Origin of the sequence: Salmonella enterica subsp. enterica serovar Typhimurium str. LT2 (assembly GCF_000006945.2) — a bacterium.
Classification (GTDB): domain Bacteria; phylum Pseudomonadota; class Gammaproteobacteria; order Enterobacterales; family Enterobacteriaceae; genus Salmonella; species Salmonella enterica.
This window is the reverse complement of sequence record NC_003197.2, coordinates 1,475,134-1,489,520: the sequence shown is the minus strand read 5'-3', so window position 1 is coordinate 1,489,520 and position 14,387 is coordinate 1,475,134. Positions and strand designations below refer to the sequence as shown.

The window sequence follows — 14,387 nt, the reverse complement described above, 5'->3', positions numbered from 1 at the left end:
TTCCTTAAAATAAATACATCGTAAGGATACTGGCAACATAGCAAAATTTAGAAAGCAATGAACATCCGGTATATACCTGAAAACGATTACTCCGGCGCACGTTGTTCTGGCGTTACCTGAGCCAGCAAACGATATAATGGGCTGCTGACCTGCATACCGGTCATTGCCATCCCATCCATACCGAAGCGAGTAAAACTCATTAGTCCATAGGTAATATCATTAAGACGCTCTAATAAATGAGGCTGTAGTCCCAAACTACCACTCCAGTATGAATGAGTCATTACCGTCGCGGTTAAGGCTAATCTACCGCCCAGGGAGACGGCTTTAGCAATCGCCATACTTTTGCGTTGATTGGCGAAACAATTAGCAATATAAAAAACGGCATTGCCTATACTGTCGTGAGCCATAGGCAAATGATGTTTATGATGGTAGATAAGACAGGCGACATCCGCGATGGCAATAGCAAGGCCAATCCCTGCCAGGGCTACGAGCGGCGCGCCTCCACCACTTAGCACTGTTAATGCTATTCCAGCGGAACAGCATAAAATCTGTCCGCCCAAAATAACCGTTTGCCAACTAAAAATTTCTTTTGGAAAACACTCTATCACTCGTTTCGCAAGTCCGGCCAATACCCGCTCTTTTCCTTGTTGAGGTCCTATTCTACCACTCTCCATATTGGTTTCCGGATGTGGCAATGAAGGACATGGAGGTGATTCCTCAGGCGCGTTAACAGGACGTTGCCCTCCTACCTGAGCATTTGGGCTAACAGGTTTCATGGTTCTCCCCGAGATGTATGATCAGAACTGTCCATTAATGCAGGTGTAGTAGCAGATTGACAGAGCGCTGCCATTTGTTCCGCCAATAACACACTGGGATCGGCATGAAGTTCATCAACAGAATTTTCCTGATCGTCGCCAGAGGGGCGGGCAAGGCAATAATCCAGTACCGCACCTATCGCCGTCAGGCTAACGGAGGTAATTACACTCCCCATGTCCAAAGAGGCCGCAATATTTTCAGCCGCGGGCAGTGGAAACTGTAGGGGTAAAACCAACATAGAAATAGCGATTCCTGAACGTATTAATAAAGAAAGACAATTAGCAAGGGTGTTAGCGCAGTTAAGACTTGCCCCACATTTTAAGGCCAGCGCACTGACCACAAGAGCAACGCTATCACTGGCGGTTTGTAATGGCTCCTTTTGCTGACATATCGATTGATAATTATGATACGCACAGCAAGCATCCCCAATAGCAATCACGAGCGCCGCCCCCGCAAGAATAGCAATGGGTAATCCTGCCCCGCCAGAAATTACCGCTGCAGCAACCGATAACCCAAACACGACTGTCGCACCCAGCGCACGAATAGTGTATTGCATAAAATGTATCGCATAATCCCTCTGCTGCCTTATTTGTTCAGGCGTAAGCAGCACAGGGGCTGCGGGGGTGCCAGGCGCTGGAATTTCAGGGGGAGGAAACGATACCTCCTTCGCTTGTATATCGGAAGGAGGACTATTACCATCGACTATATTACTTGCCGCTGACGGAATATGAATTTTCATATTTCGTTCTGTTATTTAAGCAATAAGAGTATCAACCATTATTTGCGCATTCTGGCGAATCTCACTCCATGAGGCATCCGCATAACTCATCTTGATTGCGGTTTGAAAAGCCTCTCTCGCCAACCCGGGTTCCCCCATCATTTTGAGACAGACGCCCGTTTGGTAAACCGGTTCTGGATGGCTGGCATCCAGCATCAAGGCATGTCCATAGAAATTAATGGCCGTCGTGTATTCTTTAAGCATCATCCAGGTGCCAGCCAATGCAATATGGGCACGCCAACTCCATGGCTGGGCCATCACCAGCCAACTAAAATCGATTACGGCGCGCGAATAATCCCCCTCCTGCCATGAGGCGTAACCACTGGCATAAACGGTTTCCGGATCAACGGATAATAGCTGTTTCAGAATGTCTTCGGGTATTTTATTTTTCTGATCTTCTTTCATCATCATACCTATTGATTGTTATTTTCACGTGATAATGATTTACGTCAGGAAGGTCATTTAAAAACGTCGCTGGATAAGATGCTCGGCGGATAAAACTGTCCAGTTATCGCCATCAAGCTGTGTAAAGGTCGCTCCCATTACTGTCAGGATGCGCAATAATTTCCTGCGTAGCATGGCTTTTTTTTCATCCAGAACGTCGGTGATTATCAACATCTTTAAACATGTTAACTGCGGGTGATGCACAAATATCCCGCGTAAAAGTCCCAGTAAGTGAAACAATTGCTGTGGTCGAGGTTGCCCGGGCGTCAGGCGCCTGAACTCACAAATAATCATTTCTTTTGCCTCAATACGATAGATCACCAGGTAAGGCGATAATATAAACTGCTGCCCAAGTAATATGGCGGTCTCCCCTAAATATGCAGGCTCAGTAAACACCTGATGCCGACGTAACCATTGCTCTATTTCTTGCACCATGTTTACCTCGTTAATGCCCGGAGTATTTCAGCAAGAACCGTGACCAGTGACGACCCCACGCCGATGATTTGCTGCATAATTTCAGTTGCTTTCTCCATAATTTCCGTCAGGGATTTATTATAAGATTGGGCCCCATTTTGTTGCAGGTCGGCAATCGCTTTATCTTGATCACTTTGACGTTGCGCTACACCAGCCCCCAGGCCCATGACGCCCCCAGCTGTGTGGCCTACGGCTTGACCCGCTATAAGACCGGTTTCCCCGCCTACGGCCCCTAATCCTATCGTCAGTACACCCGACAACATTGCGCCACCCGCAGTAATCATTGATGCTCTAAACGCTTCATCAATTGTTTTCATTTGCGTCTGTAAAACATTGACTTGCAGTTCCCAGGCCAGCCGTTGTTTTTCTACGTTATAGCTGCGCATGATATCGCGCAGCTTTTTGGCAAGCTCCATTAGCTTCATCCAGATATCATCAAATAACAGAAGCATTGATTCAGTACCCATTCCCTCCCCGGAGGGAGATGGAGTGGAAGAAGGTGTTAACAAGGAAGGCGCTGGTAATACCAGTGCTACGTTACTCGCTTCCATATTTTTATCCTCAGATTAAGCGCGATAGCCAGCTATTCTCGCCTGAACGCTACTATAGTGATCAATGGTATCTAATACATCTCTAAGCGCGGCACCGCTCCCCTTATAAAGCTCCTCTAAGCGTTTTTGTTCTATCTTTTTCTGGTTTTCTGTTTGTTGCATTATGAAATCCAGAAACCGTTGCTGAGTTATTAATTGCTCTATTTTCTTTTCGATCTTCGCTTTTTCTGTGTTAACCATGCCAGTATTCATCTGACTGGCGCCCTCGGTTGCACATCTGATAGCCTGTAAGCCTTTAAATGAACAATCCCTCAGTAAGGCATACAGGATTTTTTTGAACATATTGAAGAGAACTTTATTACGGAATTTTTTTAACAGGAACTTTCCACCTTCTTGCACACATTTTTCCAGGGCTTCTTTTGCCGCTTCTTTTGCCATGGCTTTCACCCCCTCTTTCGTAAAGCTTTTTCCCGCGCTTCGCGTCATATTATTTTCTACGTTACGAGAAAACTCGGCAGCCTCCTCTGCCATCTCATTCGCCATAGCCATTTCACGTTCAAGCGGCTCAAATTGTTTGGAAAAACTTTCGCTCACTTCTTCGCCAAACTTTTCAGCCAACTCCTCTATTTCTGCTTCCCCTGCACCTACCATACGCTCAACCACTTCCTCGCCAAAACCGGAGTCAAGCACTTTTGCAGCTGCGCCAGATAAACCTCTCGTCGCCATAAAAGCACGGCCAATCTGGAAAACATCCAGTGCCAGCGCGACGGCTTCACAACCAAATTGAATCTTACTTGTCACGTCAATAATTGCCTGACAGGTATCGTGGTCAGCACCGCACATCATTGCCGTTTCGGCTCCGGCTTTAACCATTCCTGCACAACCTGCGGCCATATAAGCTACGCCGCTAGCCATTTCTGCGGGATTTCCGGACAGAAAACCTTCCACAACTTTTAAGGCGCCAATCACGGTTTCAAATATGCCGGTAATCCAGTCAAAAATAGCGCCAAAAATACCCGCTTTACGCGCTTTATCCTCCTGCTCTATCGCTTTCTGGATCTGCTCCTGATACTCCTTTACCTGCTTATTACGTAATGCATTTTGCACCTCAGTTGCCCGCTCAAGCTGTTGGCATAACGATTGAGCGTTATTACCAAAGACGTTGAGTATTAATGACGTCATCATCATTGATAAAACCGCGGGATTGGTCTGCAAAAAGTCAGGCAATGATGGACGCTTATGATTTCCGGGTACGGCATCAAGCAGTTGCTTCAACGCATTGCTTGCCTCCTGAAGACTAATTTTCCCGGATAGCAGACACGCGGCGTTGCCATCGCCAAAAGTAGAATTCACACGATGCTGGCGCTTTCCCAGCGAACCCGAGGAAACGCAACTGACATTGCTTAAGTGATGATGTGTTAAGGCGGTTACTCCTGCGGCGCTGTCGCTATTACTGTGAATTCGATTCATTTTTAGCTCCTGTCAGAAAGTTGCTGTAACATCTTTTCTGCACGCTGTCGGAGAATTTGATGTTCACTGACCTCGCCGCAAATACGCACCACGGCCTTTAACGCTTTGATTGCATAACAGACGTTATCACACGCGAGATAGCATTCCGCTGCGGCCCATGGCGCCTGCGGCGCATCAATCTTAATTTGTGCCGCGCGTCCATAAGCGTATATCGCTTCCCCCCAATGTTTTTGAGCCTGGCAGCATTCCCCTAACCGAAACCAGTAGTCAAATGACCAGGCATCATATATCGTCAGCAATTGAAAAAGTCGCGCTGCGCCGGCGAATTCTTTTACCTCCATAAGCTGCGTGGCATAGCGATACAGAGTATTAAGCGGCTGTGTAACATCGTCATCCAACAACATACGCAGCGAGCCGCCACGCCGGAAAAACCGCATCGTGTCATGTGCCTGTTGTAGGGTCGGGTCTTTTTTCATGAGTACGTTTTCTGCGCTATCATACTGGAAATTTCCCCCCACTTACTGATAAGCCCTGTCAGTTGGGTAAGGACAGCGTTAAGCTCCTGAGACATTTTTTGAATTGTTATCTGCCCCTGACTCATAAGATCGGTATTCCGGTTGGCGTCATTATCCAAAGCCGCTTTGATCGCCTGTAGGCCACCTTTATCCAGCTTCCCATGATCGCCATATTTAGCCATATAATCATCAATGGTCATACCATCGATGAGAATACCATTATCACGCATGTATTTAATTACATCCTCAGGCACCTCCTCTTTGGTTTTAGCATCCCCTTTGGCTGCTTTAGCAATCACCTCATCCATCTCATTTGACTTTTCCTGGGTATTTCTGGCACGTTCAGCGTTCTTCTGGACTTCAATAAATTTATTATTTGCGATAGCCTGAATAACCATAAGGAGAATAAGCAAAACACCATACCCTTCGGCAAACGGATTTTGCTGGGATAAGTCATCCTGGCTCCCGGTATCAGCGTTGCTGACGCCGAAGCTATTTTTAAACACAATAGGGTTTTGACTTCCCCATAAGATGTTTCCTGAAGACATTATGCTTTACCTTTTTGTTTTTCCTGACGGTATCTCCACCGGGGCTTGAGCATTAAGTTGTTTCAGTCGTACTTCAAGTTGTTTAAACAAACTTACTATTTTCTTTAAATCCTTCTCGGCCTCCTGGTTAACCCCGGCAACGCCTTGTGGAAATAGGTTATGAAGAATACTCTCTGTCTCTCTGCTATTTTTGGGGCTCTCTGCCCTTTCAGCAAGCTGTTGACTCACCTTAGCCCGGATTTGGTGAAATTTTTTAAGACAGTGATTTAGCTGCATGTAACTTTGCTCTAAATCACGATATTCACTAAACGCAGCCTTTTTCTTTATCATCATTCCCCTCCATATACACGATAGATAATTAACGTGCTAACTAAGAGCCTATCCCATTAGGGCTATTTTACTTGCCATTTTGAACCTGGGCAGTGCTCGCCAAAACGCGTTAGCGTTTTGAACGCCGCTAGCGGCGGCCCGAAGGGCGAGCGTAGCGAGTCAAACCTCACGTACTACGTGTACGCTGCGGTTTTTGCGCGCTATCCGTGTCCAAACTGGCTGCGCCAATTAACGCCTGGTGGGATAGGCTCTAAGATATTTTTACTTTACTCTTGCTCACTCACTACAAGTGCGCTGTTATGGTAACGATAATAAATAATGTTGATGATATTTTCGGCCTGCTCGATCGCTTCAAGCAATAAGGTGTTTTGCTGATATTGCTGCGGATCCTGTAACTTGCCGTTGTTCTCTTCTAACTGTTTCCGGGCAGCCCTTAATTGTAAAATTATGCCTTTGGCCTCTTCACGCGAATGAAGCAGCAAATCTTCTAACCGGGTCAAAGTTGTCATTTTCCACTCACTTAAAATCTAATGGATAGTTAATCAAAGTATCATAATGTTTAATCGTTACCACATCGGCACTCAGATGGACAATTTCTCCCCCATTGGGTAACAATGCCCCTACACGTAAACGCTCTTTATTCGTCAGTAATAAGTAATTACCATGGCGACTCTGTACAAAGCCAGCCACTGGCGCAGGCAGATACTTGCTTTCATCATGGGAAGGCGCAATATCCTGATAAATTAAAGAAAGAGCGGGATCCTTTTTCTTTAATGCTGCTAACGTTTCTTGCAAAATGCGTTGATGAGATTCATCCAGTACACCACTGATAACAAAAGAGCGCCGCATTGGCGTAACATTGACAAGCCCCACTAAACCGTTCTCTATTATCGCAGAAATAATATCATCCCCCTGAGACTGATGAGAGTGACTAATCTGCCAGTGCAATAACCCGGGAATATCTGCAAGTAATGGTTGAACCTTGCGCCATTGCTGATCCATTTGTATATCATCATGAATTAACACGCTCCCCGGCCCTTCGCTGGATACTTCAGCATGCGGGTAACCCATTTTTATCAAAACATCCTGCACTTCTCGTACCAATAAGTCATCACAGATTACACCATCCCGATACATGACCCCCCATGATTCGAGAGTCGCTCTCACCTTTTGCATCTGTTCGCTTGACGAGCAATAACCGGACAACTGCAGGCTGCCATCTTCTTTCCATTGCGCCCGCACATAATGAATATTGCTTTTGTCTAATAAAAACTTAACCCGCAAAGGTAAGTCATTTACCGTTTCAGGCTGACCACTAATACTTAACAGGACACCCATTCCACCGATGAAAATCAAGAATACGCCAGCCAACCACCAGTACCCTGATCTGGAAACGGGTATTTGATAATCAGCAAGTTCACAATCCTGTTTACCAAACGCGATAGCCACTCCCGCAACCTGCAAAACCCCACTGGATGGTAGCGGCTTATTTGGATTAAATCTGCGGCCATTAACTCTAACTCTGGCTTTCCCGGCATCAACAAATAAACTATCTGCCTGTTCTCTCAGAATAATTTTTTCATTTATAGCCAGCGGAATACAAATATCGCATCCCTTCTCCCCCAGTGACAGGTTACCTTCATTCAGCCATACTTCCCGGCCTTGTAAAACGTGACCTAAAAAACGTATTTTCCAGGAACTCTTTGGATTAACCATGAGATATGCCATTATTTACTACTGAGGCTTTAATCAAAAAAAGCCTGATTACACTATGTACTTGAGTCGTATCATTGCGAAACAAATGACCTACAACAGGAATATCGCCCAATAAAGGGATTTTGTTTTGCGAGTGGATTTGTTTACCTTGTTTAAACCCTCCCAGCAATAGACTTTGCCCGGCCAATAATGTGGCTTGCGAAGCAATTTCAGAATTTTGCACTTCGGGCAGCGGGTCTGTTTCGCTTTGCGTATCACTTTGTTGTCCATCCTGAATATTAAGATTAAGCATTATTTTTTGCGTGCCATTGTCATTTAACAAGCGAGGTGTAACGCGTAACAAAGAACCCGTAGTGATGGATTCAAGTTTAGCCACTTTTTCTCCCTGCAGTTTGGTATAGAAAGTAATATTTTTATCCAGCACAGCCTGGATATTATTTAAAGTCACCACAGATGGCTGGGAAAGTACATAAGCCTGAGAGCTTTTTTCCAGGGCATTCAGACGCACCATAAAGTTTGAGGTATCGCTGATTACCGTTGAAAAACCACTAGCACCACCGTCATTCAAACCTGTATTGAACGCAATTTTCTTGCCACCCAGCGACACTGCCGTTCCCCAGTCGATGCCTAACTGGTTAATATCTCCAGCATTAACATCGATAATTTTCACCGAAATCTCTATCATCTGCTGGCGTTGATCTAATTCTGTGATGAGTTTCCGATACCCGGCCATATTGGCCGCATAATCACGAACGATCACTGCATTCTGGCGTGGGTCGGCAGCAAACATGGGCAATGCCTGTGTAGCGGGTGAACCATTGTTCGTCGATGACGTCGGGACGCTGGTTTTACTCATCTCACGCAATACACTAACGACCCCTGGAACCACGACGGACTGATCGCGATATTGGTACTGGGTATCCATCGCAGTGGCATACTTAAGCGTGTATATACTTACACTCACCGCACTGTCTTTTCGTTTGATTAACGCATTATCCAGCACTGAAGCTAATTGACTAATACGAGTCAGGCAGCTGGGAACACCGCTCACCTCCACAGCTTTGGTACCGGTAATTTCTTTAACCTCGCATCCCGGTGATGAAAGGATATTCTGGCTGCGTAAGTAATGAATGAACCGTCCAGTAGATAAAATATTGAAAGTGATAACCTGATGTTTTAATAACGATGCAGGATATACATATAACATGCTGCCATCAAACCAGGTAAGCAAATCATATTGTGCTGCCAGGTTATTCAAAATATCGACCGGTGGTCCAGGCGGAATTTTTCCACTAAATGTAGCTGTTATCAATGGGCTAATAGTAATAGCCGTATCATAGTTCTCTGAGAGCAGATGTAAAACCTCTGCTAATGGCATTTGTCTGGCATAAAGGGTGAAGTCATTACCTTTCCATGATAACTCATCACTCTTTGCTGTATTGAGTATAAATAGTAAAATTAAGATTAAACGTTTATTTACTACCATTTTATACCCCACCCGAATAAAGTTTATGGTGATTGCGTATTACATTTTTTAAAATGCAAGTTAAAGCCAGGTGTTTTTCTATCTCAATAGCAATAAGCTCAGAGCTACTACTTGTGGTATAATAACCGTTTAACCATCCCCCATCCGCTGTGAGCTGTATAGCATAATCATGGACGTCCGGGTGTGCTGCAAGCAGTAGTGTCACATAGGCAAGACAAGGCTTAGGTAAGCTTTCCAGGTCATTTAAGAACAAAGAAATAGAAAATGCTTCTGAGAAAATTTCTCCTCTGGCAGGATGCCCATCAATAGTCATTATCCAGGATCGGCTATTACCTTCGGCCCTGATATCCTGAATTAATGGAATGCCTTTTAAAACTGCCAGCATGAATCCCTCCTCAGACATAAATGGGAGTTTCTATCAAATTCGCTCACAACCACATCCGTAAAAAGCCTGATTCACATTTATTTCGACTATACTCTTCTTGTACAATATCAGGATGCTGTCTACATATACCTTGTCACAGGCGATTCTATCATTCGGATTTTCCGATAAATTCACAATTACATTTTCAGCATTGACATAAAAACTTACAATTTGAAAAATTATTTATTAAATAAACTGTTACGATGTTTTTACATCGCCATCTTATTAAAAAGTAATTGTAGTCATCGACTGGGTTATATATGAAGAAATTTATCTTCCTAATGATAACACCATCGATTAATCTTCTGATGAAACTATATGTACTGCGATAGTGATCAAGTGCCAAAGATTTTGCAACAGGCAACTGGAGGGAAGCATTATGAATTTGCTCAATCTCAAGAATACGCTGCAAACATCTTTAGTAATCAGGCTAACTTTTTTATTTTTATTAACAACAATAATTATTTGGCTGCTATCTGTGCTTACCGCAGCTTATATATCAATGGTTCAGAAACGGCAGCATATAATAGAGGATTTATCCGTTCTATCCGAGATGAATATTGTACTAAGCAATCAACGGTTTGAAGAAGCTGAACGTGACGCTAAAAATTTAATGTATCAATGCTCATTAGCGACTGAGATTCATCATAACGATATTTTCCCTGAGGTGAGCCGGCATCTATCTGTCGGTCCTTCAAATTGCACGCCGACGCTAAACGGAGAGAAGCACCGTCTCTTTCTGCAGTCCTCTGATATCGATGAAAATAGCTTTCGTCGCGATAGTTTTATTCTTAATCATAAAAATGAGATTTCGTTATTATCTACTGATAACCCTTCAGATTATTCAACTCTACAGCCTTTAACGCGAAAAAGCTTTCCTTTATACCCAACCCATGCCGGGTTTTACTGGAGTGAACCAGAATACATAAACGGCAAAGGATGGCACGCTTCCGTTGCGGTTGCCGATCAGCAAGGCGTATTTTTTGAGGTGACGGTTAAACTTCCCGATCTCATTACTAAGAGCCACCTGCCATTAGATGATAGTATTCGAGTATGGCTGGATCAAAACAACCACTTATTGCCGTTTTCATACATCCCGCAAAAAATACGTACACAGTTAGAAAATGTAACGCTGCATGATGGATGGCAGCAAATTCCCGGATTTCTGATATTACGCACAACCTTGCATGGCCCCGGATGGAGTCTGGTTACGCTGTACCCATACGGTAATCTACATAATCGCATCTTAAAAATTATCCTTCAACAAATCCCCTTTACATTAACAGCATTGGTGTTGATGACGTCGGCTTTTTGCTGGTTACTACATCGCTCACTGGCCAAACCGTTATGGCGTTTTGTCGATGTCATTAATAAAACCGCAACTGCACCGCTGAGCACACGTTTACCAGCACAACGACTGGATGAATTAGATAGTATTGCCGGTGCTTTTAACCAACTGCTTGATACTCTACAAGTCCAATACGACAATCTGGAAAACAAAGTCGCAGAGCGCACCCAGGCGCTAAATGAAGCAAAAAAACGCGCTGAGCGAGCTAACAAACGTAAAAGCATTCATCTTACGGTAATAAGTCATGAGTTACGTACTCCGATGAATGGCGTACTCGGTGCAATTGAATTATTACAAACCACCCCTTTAAACATAGAGCAACAAGGATTAGCTGATACCGCCAGAAATTGTACACTGTCTTTGTTAGCTATTATTAATAATCTGCTGGATTTTTCACGCATCGAGTCTGGTCATTTCACATTACATATGGAAGAAACAGCGTTACTGCCGTTACTGGACCAGGCAATGCAAACCATCCAGGGGCCAGCGCAAAGCAAAAAACTGTCATTACGTACTTTTGTCGGTCAACATGTCCCTCTCTATTTTCATACCGACAGTATCCGTTTACGGCAAATTTTGGTTAATTTACTCGGGAACGCGGTAAAATTTACCGAAACCGGAGGGATACGTCTGACGGTCAAGCGTCATGAGGAACAATTAATATTTCTGGTTAGCGATAGCGGTAAAGGGATTGAAATACAGCAGCAGTCTCAAATCTTTACTGCTTTTTATCAAGCAGACACAAATTCGCAAGGTACAGGAATTGGACTGACTATTGCGTCAAGCCTGGCTAAAATGATGGGCGGTAATCTGACACTAAAAAGTGTCCCCGGGGTTGGAACCTGTGTCTCGCTAGTATTACCCTTACAAGAATACCAGCCGCCTCAACCAATTAAAGGGACGCTGTCAGCGCCGTTCTGCCTGCATCGGCAACTGGCTTGCTGGGGAATACGCGGTGAACCACCCCACCAGCAAAATGCGCTTCTCAACGCAGAGCTTTTGTATTTCTCCGGAAAACTCTACGACCTGGCGCAACAGTTAATATTGTGTACACCAAATATGCCAGTAATAAATAATTTGTTACCACCCTGGCAGTTGCAGATTCTTTTGGTTGATGATGCCGATATTAATCGGGATATCATCGGCAAAATGCTTGTCAGCCTGGGCCAACACGTCACTATTGCCGCCAGTAGTAACGAGGCTCTGACTTTATCACAACAGCAGCGATTCGATTTAGTACTGATTGACATTAGAATGCCAGAAATAGATGGTATTGAATGTGTACGATTATGGCATGATGAGCCGAATAATTTAGATCCTGACTGCATGTTTGTGGCACTATCCGCTAGCGTAGCGACAGAAGATATTCATCGTTGTAAAAAAAATGGGATTCATCATTACATTACAAAACCAGTGACATTGGCTACCTTAGCTCGCTACATCAGTATTGCCGCAGAATACCAACTTTTACGAAATATAGAGCTACAGGAGCAGGATCCGAGTCGCTGCTCAGCGCTACTGGCGACAGATGATATGGTCATTAATAGCAAGATTTTCCAATCACTGGACCTCTTGCTGGCTGATATTGAAAATGCCGTATCGGCTGGAGAAAAAATCGATCAGTTAATTCACACATTAAAAGGCTGTTTAGGTCAAATAGGGCAGACTGAATTGGTATGCTATGTCATAGACATTGAGAATCGCGTAAAAATGGGGAAAATCATCGCGCTGGAGGAACTAACCGACTTACGCCAGAAAATACGTATGATCTTCAAAAACTACACCATTACTTAATATTATCTTAATTTTCGCGAGGGCAGCAAAATGAAAGAATATAAGATCTTATTAGTAGACGATCATGAAATCATCATTAACGGCATTATGAATGCCTTATTACCCTGGCCTCATTTTAAAATTGTAGAGCATGTTAAAAATGGTCTTGAGGTTTATAATGCCTGTTGTGCATACGAGCCTGACATACTTATCCTTGATCTTAGTCTACCTGGCATCAATGGCCTGGATATCATTCCTCAATTACATCAGCGTTGGCCAGCAATGAATATTCTGGTTTACACAGCATACCAACAAGAGTATATGACCATTAAAACTTTAGCCGCAGGTGCTAATGGCTATGTTTTAAAAAGCAGTAGTCAGCAAGTTCTGTTAGCGGCATTGCAAACAGTAGCAGTAAACAAGCGTTACATTGACCCAACGTTGAATCGGGAAGCTATCCTGGCTGAATTAAACGCTGACACGACCAATCATCAACTGCTTACTTTGCGCGAGCGTCAGGTTCTTAAACTTATTGACGAGGGGTATACCAATCATGGGATCAGCGAAAAGCTACATATCAGTATAAAAACCGTCGAAACACACCGGATGAATATGATGAGAAAGCTACAGGTTCATAAAGTGACAGAGTTACTTAACTGTGCCCGAAGAATGAGGTTAATAGAGTATTAACCAGGGGCGTCCGATGGTATTAAGCATTGGTCATATTTTGATGAGCCTTACGCCACGCAGTATTGCTCATCATCGACAAAATCCATACGGATGCCCTGGTATGCCGCACCATTTATCACTACCTTAGTCTTCATTTGATCATGATATAGTAGAATCCCCTTATTTAACGGGCTTTACCATGTCGTATTCTATCGGCGAATTTGCCAGACTATGCGGTATCAATGCCGCCACGCTAAGGGCATGGCAGCGACGCTATGGTTTATTGAAACCGCAGCGTACTGATGGCGGACATCGCTTATACAGCGATGACGATATTCGACAAGCGCTTAGCATTCTCGACTGGGTGAGAAAAGGCGTACCGATAAGCCAGGTCAAACCCTTACTGTCGCGTCCGGTTATTCGCCTGGGCGATAACTGGATAACGATCCAGGAGACGATGCTTCAACATCTCCACGAAGGGCGAATTGACGCGCTGCGGCAGTTGATTTATGACTGTGGCCGGGAATATCCCCGCGCAGAACTGGTGACCCATTTATTGCGTCCGTTGCGCAGCAAAGTGTCCGCGCATCTTCCCGCCGTGATGACGCTGCGCGAAATACTGGATGGCATCATTATTGCCTACACCTCTTTTTGCCTTGAAGGCGACAGAAAAGCGCCTGGCAACAATGCCTTTATTAGCGGATGGAATCTCTCGGATCACTGTGAAATCTGGCTGGAAACGTTGACTCGTACCGGACAAGAGCTGCGGCTCAATGTGCTTCCCTCGCCCCCAGTTGTGCTGGCGCCCGAGCTGTTCGCCCAGAGAAAATGGTTCCTGGTGACCACCGGAAAGCTCACTGCCGGGCAGAAAAAACAGCTTGCCCAGTGGCGCAACGTGGTCGCTTCGCTGGAGGTTATCACACTATAGGCGCTGAAATAGATTTCTTCCCCTCATTCTATCTTATTGATATTTAATTACGTCAAAAAAAATCTCCGCGAAAACTTAGACAAAAAAACAAAGTTGTGTAAGTTTTAAATCAGCGTG

The 14,387-nt window shown here is 44.4% G+C and carries 16 protein-coding genes and 12 other annotated features; of the genes, 3 read left to right on the top strand and 13 right to left on the bottom strand.

The features are described 5' to 3' along the window. Positions 1 to 86: 86 nt before the first annotated feature. The 13 genes from sseG to ssaB form a co-directional block, all read right to left on the bottom strand. The gene (gene sseG, locus STM1405) for a secretion system effector (RefSeq protein NP_460370.1) occupies positions 87 to 780 on the bottom strand. Within the gene, positions 87 to 776 belong to an annotated coding region; the region does not span the whole gene. Then, the gene (gene sseF / locus STM1404; protein NP_460369.1) for a secretion system effector occupies positions 773 to 1,559 on the bottom strand. Within the gene, positions 773 to 1,555 belong to an annotated coding region; the region does not span the whole gene. Before sseF ends, sseG begins: the two co-directional genes overlap by 8 nt. After that, positions 775 to 780: a ribosome-binding site (putative RBS for sseG; RegulonDB:STMS1H001639), on the bottom strand. It overlaps the preceding gene by 6 nt. Beyond that, positions 1,554 to 1,559 (bottom strand) — a ribosome-binding site (putative RBS for sseF; RegulonDB:STMS1H001638). (Lies within the gene sseF.) A gap of 11 nt (positions 1,560 to 1,570) precedes the next feature. Further along, positions 1,571 to 2,005 carry a secretion system chaparone gene (gene sscB, locus STM1403; protein NP_460368.1) on the bottom strand — a complete coding sequence of 145 codons (435 nt, stop codon included), beginning with the start codon at positions 2,003 to 2,005 and terminating at the stop codon, positions 1,571 to 1,573. Positions 2,006 to 2,056: 51 nt separating this feature from the next. Further along, the gene (gene sseE, locus STM1402) for a secretion system effector (RefSeq protein NP_460367.1) occupies positions 2,057 to 2,479 on the bottom strand. Within the gene, positions 2,057 to 2,473 belong to an annotated coding region; the region does not span the whole gene. Next, positions 2,474 to 2,479: a ribosome-binding site (putative RBS for sseE; RegulonDB:STMS1H001637), on the bottom strand. It overlaps the preceding gene by 6 nt. Continuing rightward, positions 2,476 to 3,070 (bottom strand): secretion system effector gene (sseD, locus tag STM1401; protein NP_460366.1). Within the gene, positions 2,476 to 3,063 belong to an annotated coding region; the region does not span the whole gene. The genes sseE and sseD overlap by 4 nt, the downstream gene beginning before the upstream one ends. After that, positions 3,065 to 3,070, bottom strand: a ribosome-binding site (putative RBS for sseD; RegulonDB:STMS1H001636). (Overlaps the previous gene by 6 nt.) A gap of 8 nt (positions 3,071 to 3,078) precedes the next feature. Further along, positions 3,079 to 4,541 (bottom strand): secretion system effector gene (sseC, locus tag STM1400; RefSeq protein NP_460365.1). Within the gene, positions 3,079 to 4,533 belong to an annotated coding region; the region does not span the whole gene. Continuing rightward, positions 4,536 to 4,541, bottom strand: a ribosome-binding site (putative RBS for sseC; RegulonDB:STMS1H001635). It overlaps the preceding gene by 6 nt. After that, the gene (sscA, locus tag STM1399) for a secretion system chaparone (RefSeq protein ID NP_460364.1) occupies positions 4,536 to 5,014 on the bottom strand. Within the gene, positions 4,536 to 5,009 belong to an annotated coding region; the region does not span the whole gene. The genes sseC and sscA overlap by 6 nt, the downstream gene beginning before the upstream one ends. After that, positions 5,006 to 5,602, bottom strand: a protein-coding gene (gene sseB / locus STM1398) for a secretion system effector (protein ID NP_460363.1). Within the gene, positions 5,006 to 5,596 belong to an annotated coding region; the region does not span the whole gene. Before sseB ends, sscA begins: the two co-directional genes overlap by 9 nt. Further along, positions 5,009 to 5,014 (bottom strand) — a ribosome-binding site (putative RBS for sscA; RegulonDB:STMS1H001634). (Overlaps the previous gene by 6 nt.) Then, positions 5,597 to 5,602, bottom strand: a ribosome-binding site (putative RBS for sseB; RegulonDB:STMS1H001633). Its footprint lies within the gene sseB. Further along, positions 5,603 to 5,936, bottom strand: a protein-coding gene (gene sseA, locus STM1397; RefSeq protein ID NP_460362.1) for a secretion system effector. Within the gene, positions 5,603 to 5,929 belong to an annotated coding region; the region does not span the whole gene. Then, positions 5,931 to 5,936, bottom strand: a ribosome-binding site (putative RBS for sseA; RegulonDB:STMS1H001632). (Overlaps the previous gene by 6 nt.) Before the next feature lie 256 nt (positions 5,937 to 6,192). Further along, the gene (gene ssaE, locus STM1396; RefSeq protein ID NP_460361.1) for a secretion system effector occupies positions 6,193 to 6,441 on the bottom strand. Within the gene, positions 6,193 to 6,435 belong to an annotated coding region; the region does not span the whole gene. Continuing rightward, positions 6,436 to 6,441: a ribosome-binding site (putative RBS for ssaE; RegulonDB:STMS1H001631), on the bottom strand. It overlaps the preceding gene by 6 nt. Before the next feature lies 1 nt (position 6,442). Further along, positions 6,443 to 7,654 (bottom strand): secretion system apparatus protein, encoded by a 1,212-nt coding sequence (gene ssaD / locus STM1395; protein ID NP_460360.1) that lies wholly within the window; start codon positions 7,652 to 7,654, stop codon positions 6,443 to 6,445. After that, the gene (gene ssaC / locus STM1394) for a secretion system apparatus protein (protein ID NP_460359.1) occupies positions 7,635 to 9,134 on the bottom strand. Within the gene, positions 7,635 to 9,128 belong to an annotated coding region; the region does not span the whole gene. The genes ssaD and ssaC overlap by 20 nt, the downstream gene beginning before the upstream one ends. Beyond that, positions 9,129 to 9,134 (bottom strand) — a ribosome-binding site (putative RBS for ssaC; RegulonDB:STMS1H001630). Its footprint overlaps the gene before it by 6 nt. Continuing rightward, positions 9,130 to 9,531: a secretion system apparatus protein gene (gene ssaB, locus STM1393; protein ID NP_460358.1), complete on the bottom strand. Its 402-nt coding sequence runs from the start codon at positions 9,529 to 9,531 to the stop codon at positions 9,130 to 9,132. Before ssaB ends, ssaC begins: the two co-directional genes overlap by 5 nt. A gap of 393 nt (positions 9,532 to 9,924) precedes the next feature. Beyond that, positions 9,925 to 9,930 (top strand) — a ribosome-binding site (putative RBS for ssrA; RegulonDB:STMS1H001629). Here ssaB and ssrA point away from each other — a divergent pair. From ssrA to orf242, 3 genes are all read left to right on the top strand, one after another. Continuing rightward, positions 9,925 to 12,694, top strand: a protein-coding gene (gene ssrA / locus STM1392; protein NP_460357.1) for a secretion system regulator: Sensor component. Within the gene, positions 9,932 to 12,694 belong to an annotated coding region; the region does not span the whole gene. It overlaps the preceding feature by 6 nt. Before the next feature lie 25 nt (positions 12,695 to 12,719). Next, positions 12,720 to 12,725: a ribosome-binding site (putative RBS for ssrB; RegulonDB:STMS1H001628), on the top strand. Further along, positions 12,720 to 13,363 (top strand): secretion system regulator: transcriptional activator gene (ssrB, locus tag STM1391; protein ID NP_460356.1). Within the gene, positions 12,725 to 13,363 belong to an annotated coding region; the region does not span the whole gene. Its footprint overlaps the feature before it by 6 nt. A 178-nt stretch (positions 13,364 to 13,541) precedes the next feature. After that, positions 13,542 to 14,270, top strand: a complete 729-nt coding sequence (gene orf242 / locus STM1390) for a putative regulatory proteins, merR family (protein ID NP_460355.1) — start codon at positions 13,542 to 13,544, stop codon at positions 14,268 to 14,270. Positions 14,271 to 14,387: the final 117 nt, after the last annotated feature.

What these genes read in the sequence shown, in the direction of transcription:
- sseG (NP_460370.1), bottom strand. Translation starts at nt 776, where the DNA reads ATGAAACCTGTTAGCCCAAATGCTCAGGTAGGAGGGCAACGTCCTGTT.
- sseF (NP_460369.1), bottom strand. Translation starts at nt 1,555, where the DNA reads ATGAAAATTCATATTCCGTCAGCGGCAAGTAATATAGTCGATGGTAAT.
- sscB (NP_460368.1), bottom strand. Translation starts at nt 2,005, where the DNA reads ATGATGATGAAAGAAGATCAGAAAAATAAAATACCCGAAGACATTCTG.
- sseE (NP_460367.1), bottom strand. Translation starts at nt 2,473, where the DNA reads ATGGTGCAAGAAATAGAGCAATGGTTACGTCGGCATCAGGTGTTTACT.
- sseD (NP_460366.1), bottom strand. Translation starts at nt 3,063, where the DNA reads ATGGAAGCGAGTAACGTAGCACTGGTATTACCAGCGCCTTCCTTGTTA.
- sseC (NP_460365.1), bottom strand. Translation starts at nt 4,533, where the DNA reads ATGAATCGAATTCACAGTAATAGCGACAGCGCCGCAGGAGTAACCGCC.
- sscA (NP_460364.1), bottom strand. Translation starts at nt 5,009, where the DNA reads ATGAAAAAAGACCCGACCCTACAACAGGCACATGACACGATGCGGTTT.
- sseB (NP_460363.1), bottom strand. Translation starts at nt 5,596, where the DNA reads ATGTCTTCAGGAAACATCTTATGGGGAAGTCAAAACCCTATTGTGTTT.
- sseA (NP_460362.1), bottom strand. Translation starts at nt 5,929, where the DNA reads ATGATGATAAAGAAAAAGGCTGCGTTTAGTGAATATCGTGATTTAGAG.
- ssaE (NP_460361.1), bottom strand. Translation starts at nt 6,435, where the DNA reads ATGACAACTTTGACCCGGTTAGAAGATTTGCTGCTTCATTCGCGTGAA.
- ssaD (NP_460360.1), bottom strand. Translation starts at nt 7,654, where the DNA reads ATGGCATATCTCATGGTTAATCCAAAGAGTTCCTGGAAAATACGTTTT.
- ssaC (NP_460359.1), bottom strand. Translation starts at nt 9,128, where the DNA reads ATGGTAGTAAATAAACGTTTAATCTTAATTTTACTATTTATACTCAAT.
- ssaB (NP_460358.1), bottom strand. Translation starts at nt 9,531, where the DNA reads ATGTCTGAGGAGGGATTCATGCTGGCAGTTTTAAAAGGCATTCCATTA.
- ssrA (NP_460357.1), top strand. Translation starts at nt 9,932, where the DNA reads ATGAATTTGCTCAATCTCAAGAATACGCTGCAAACATCTTTAGTAATC.
- ssrB (NP_460356.1), top strand. Translation starts at nt 12,725, where the DNA reads ATGAAAGAATATAAGATCTTATTAGTAGACGATCATGAAATCATCATT.
- orf242 (NP_460355.1), top strand. Translation starts at nt 13,542, where the DNA reads ATGTCGTATTCTATCGGCGAATTTGCCAGACTATGCGGTATCAATGCC.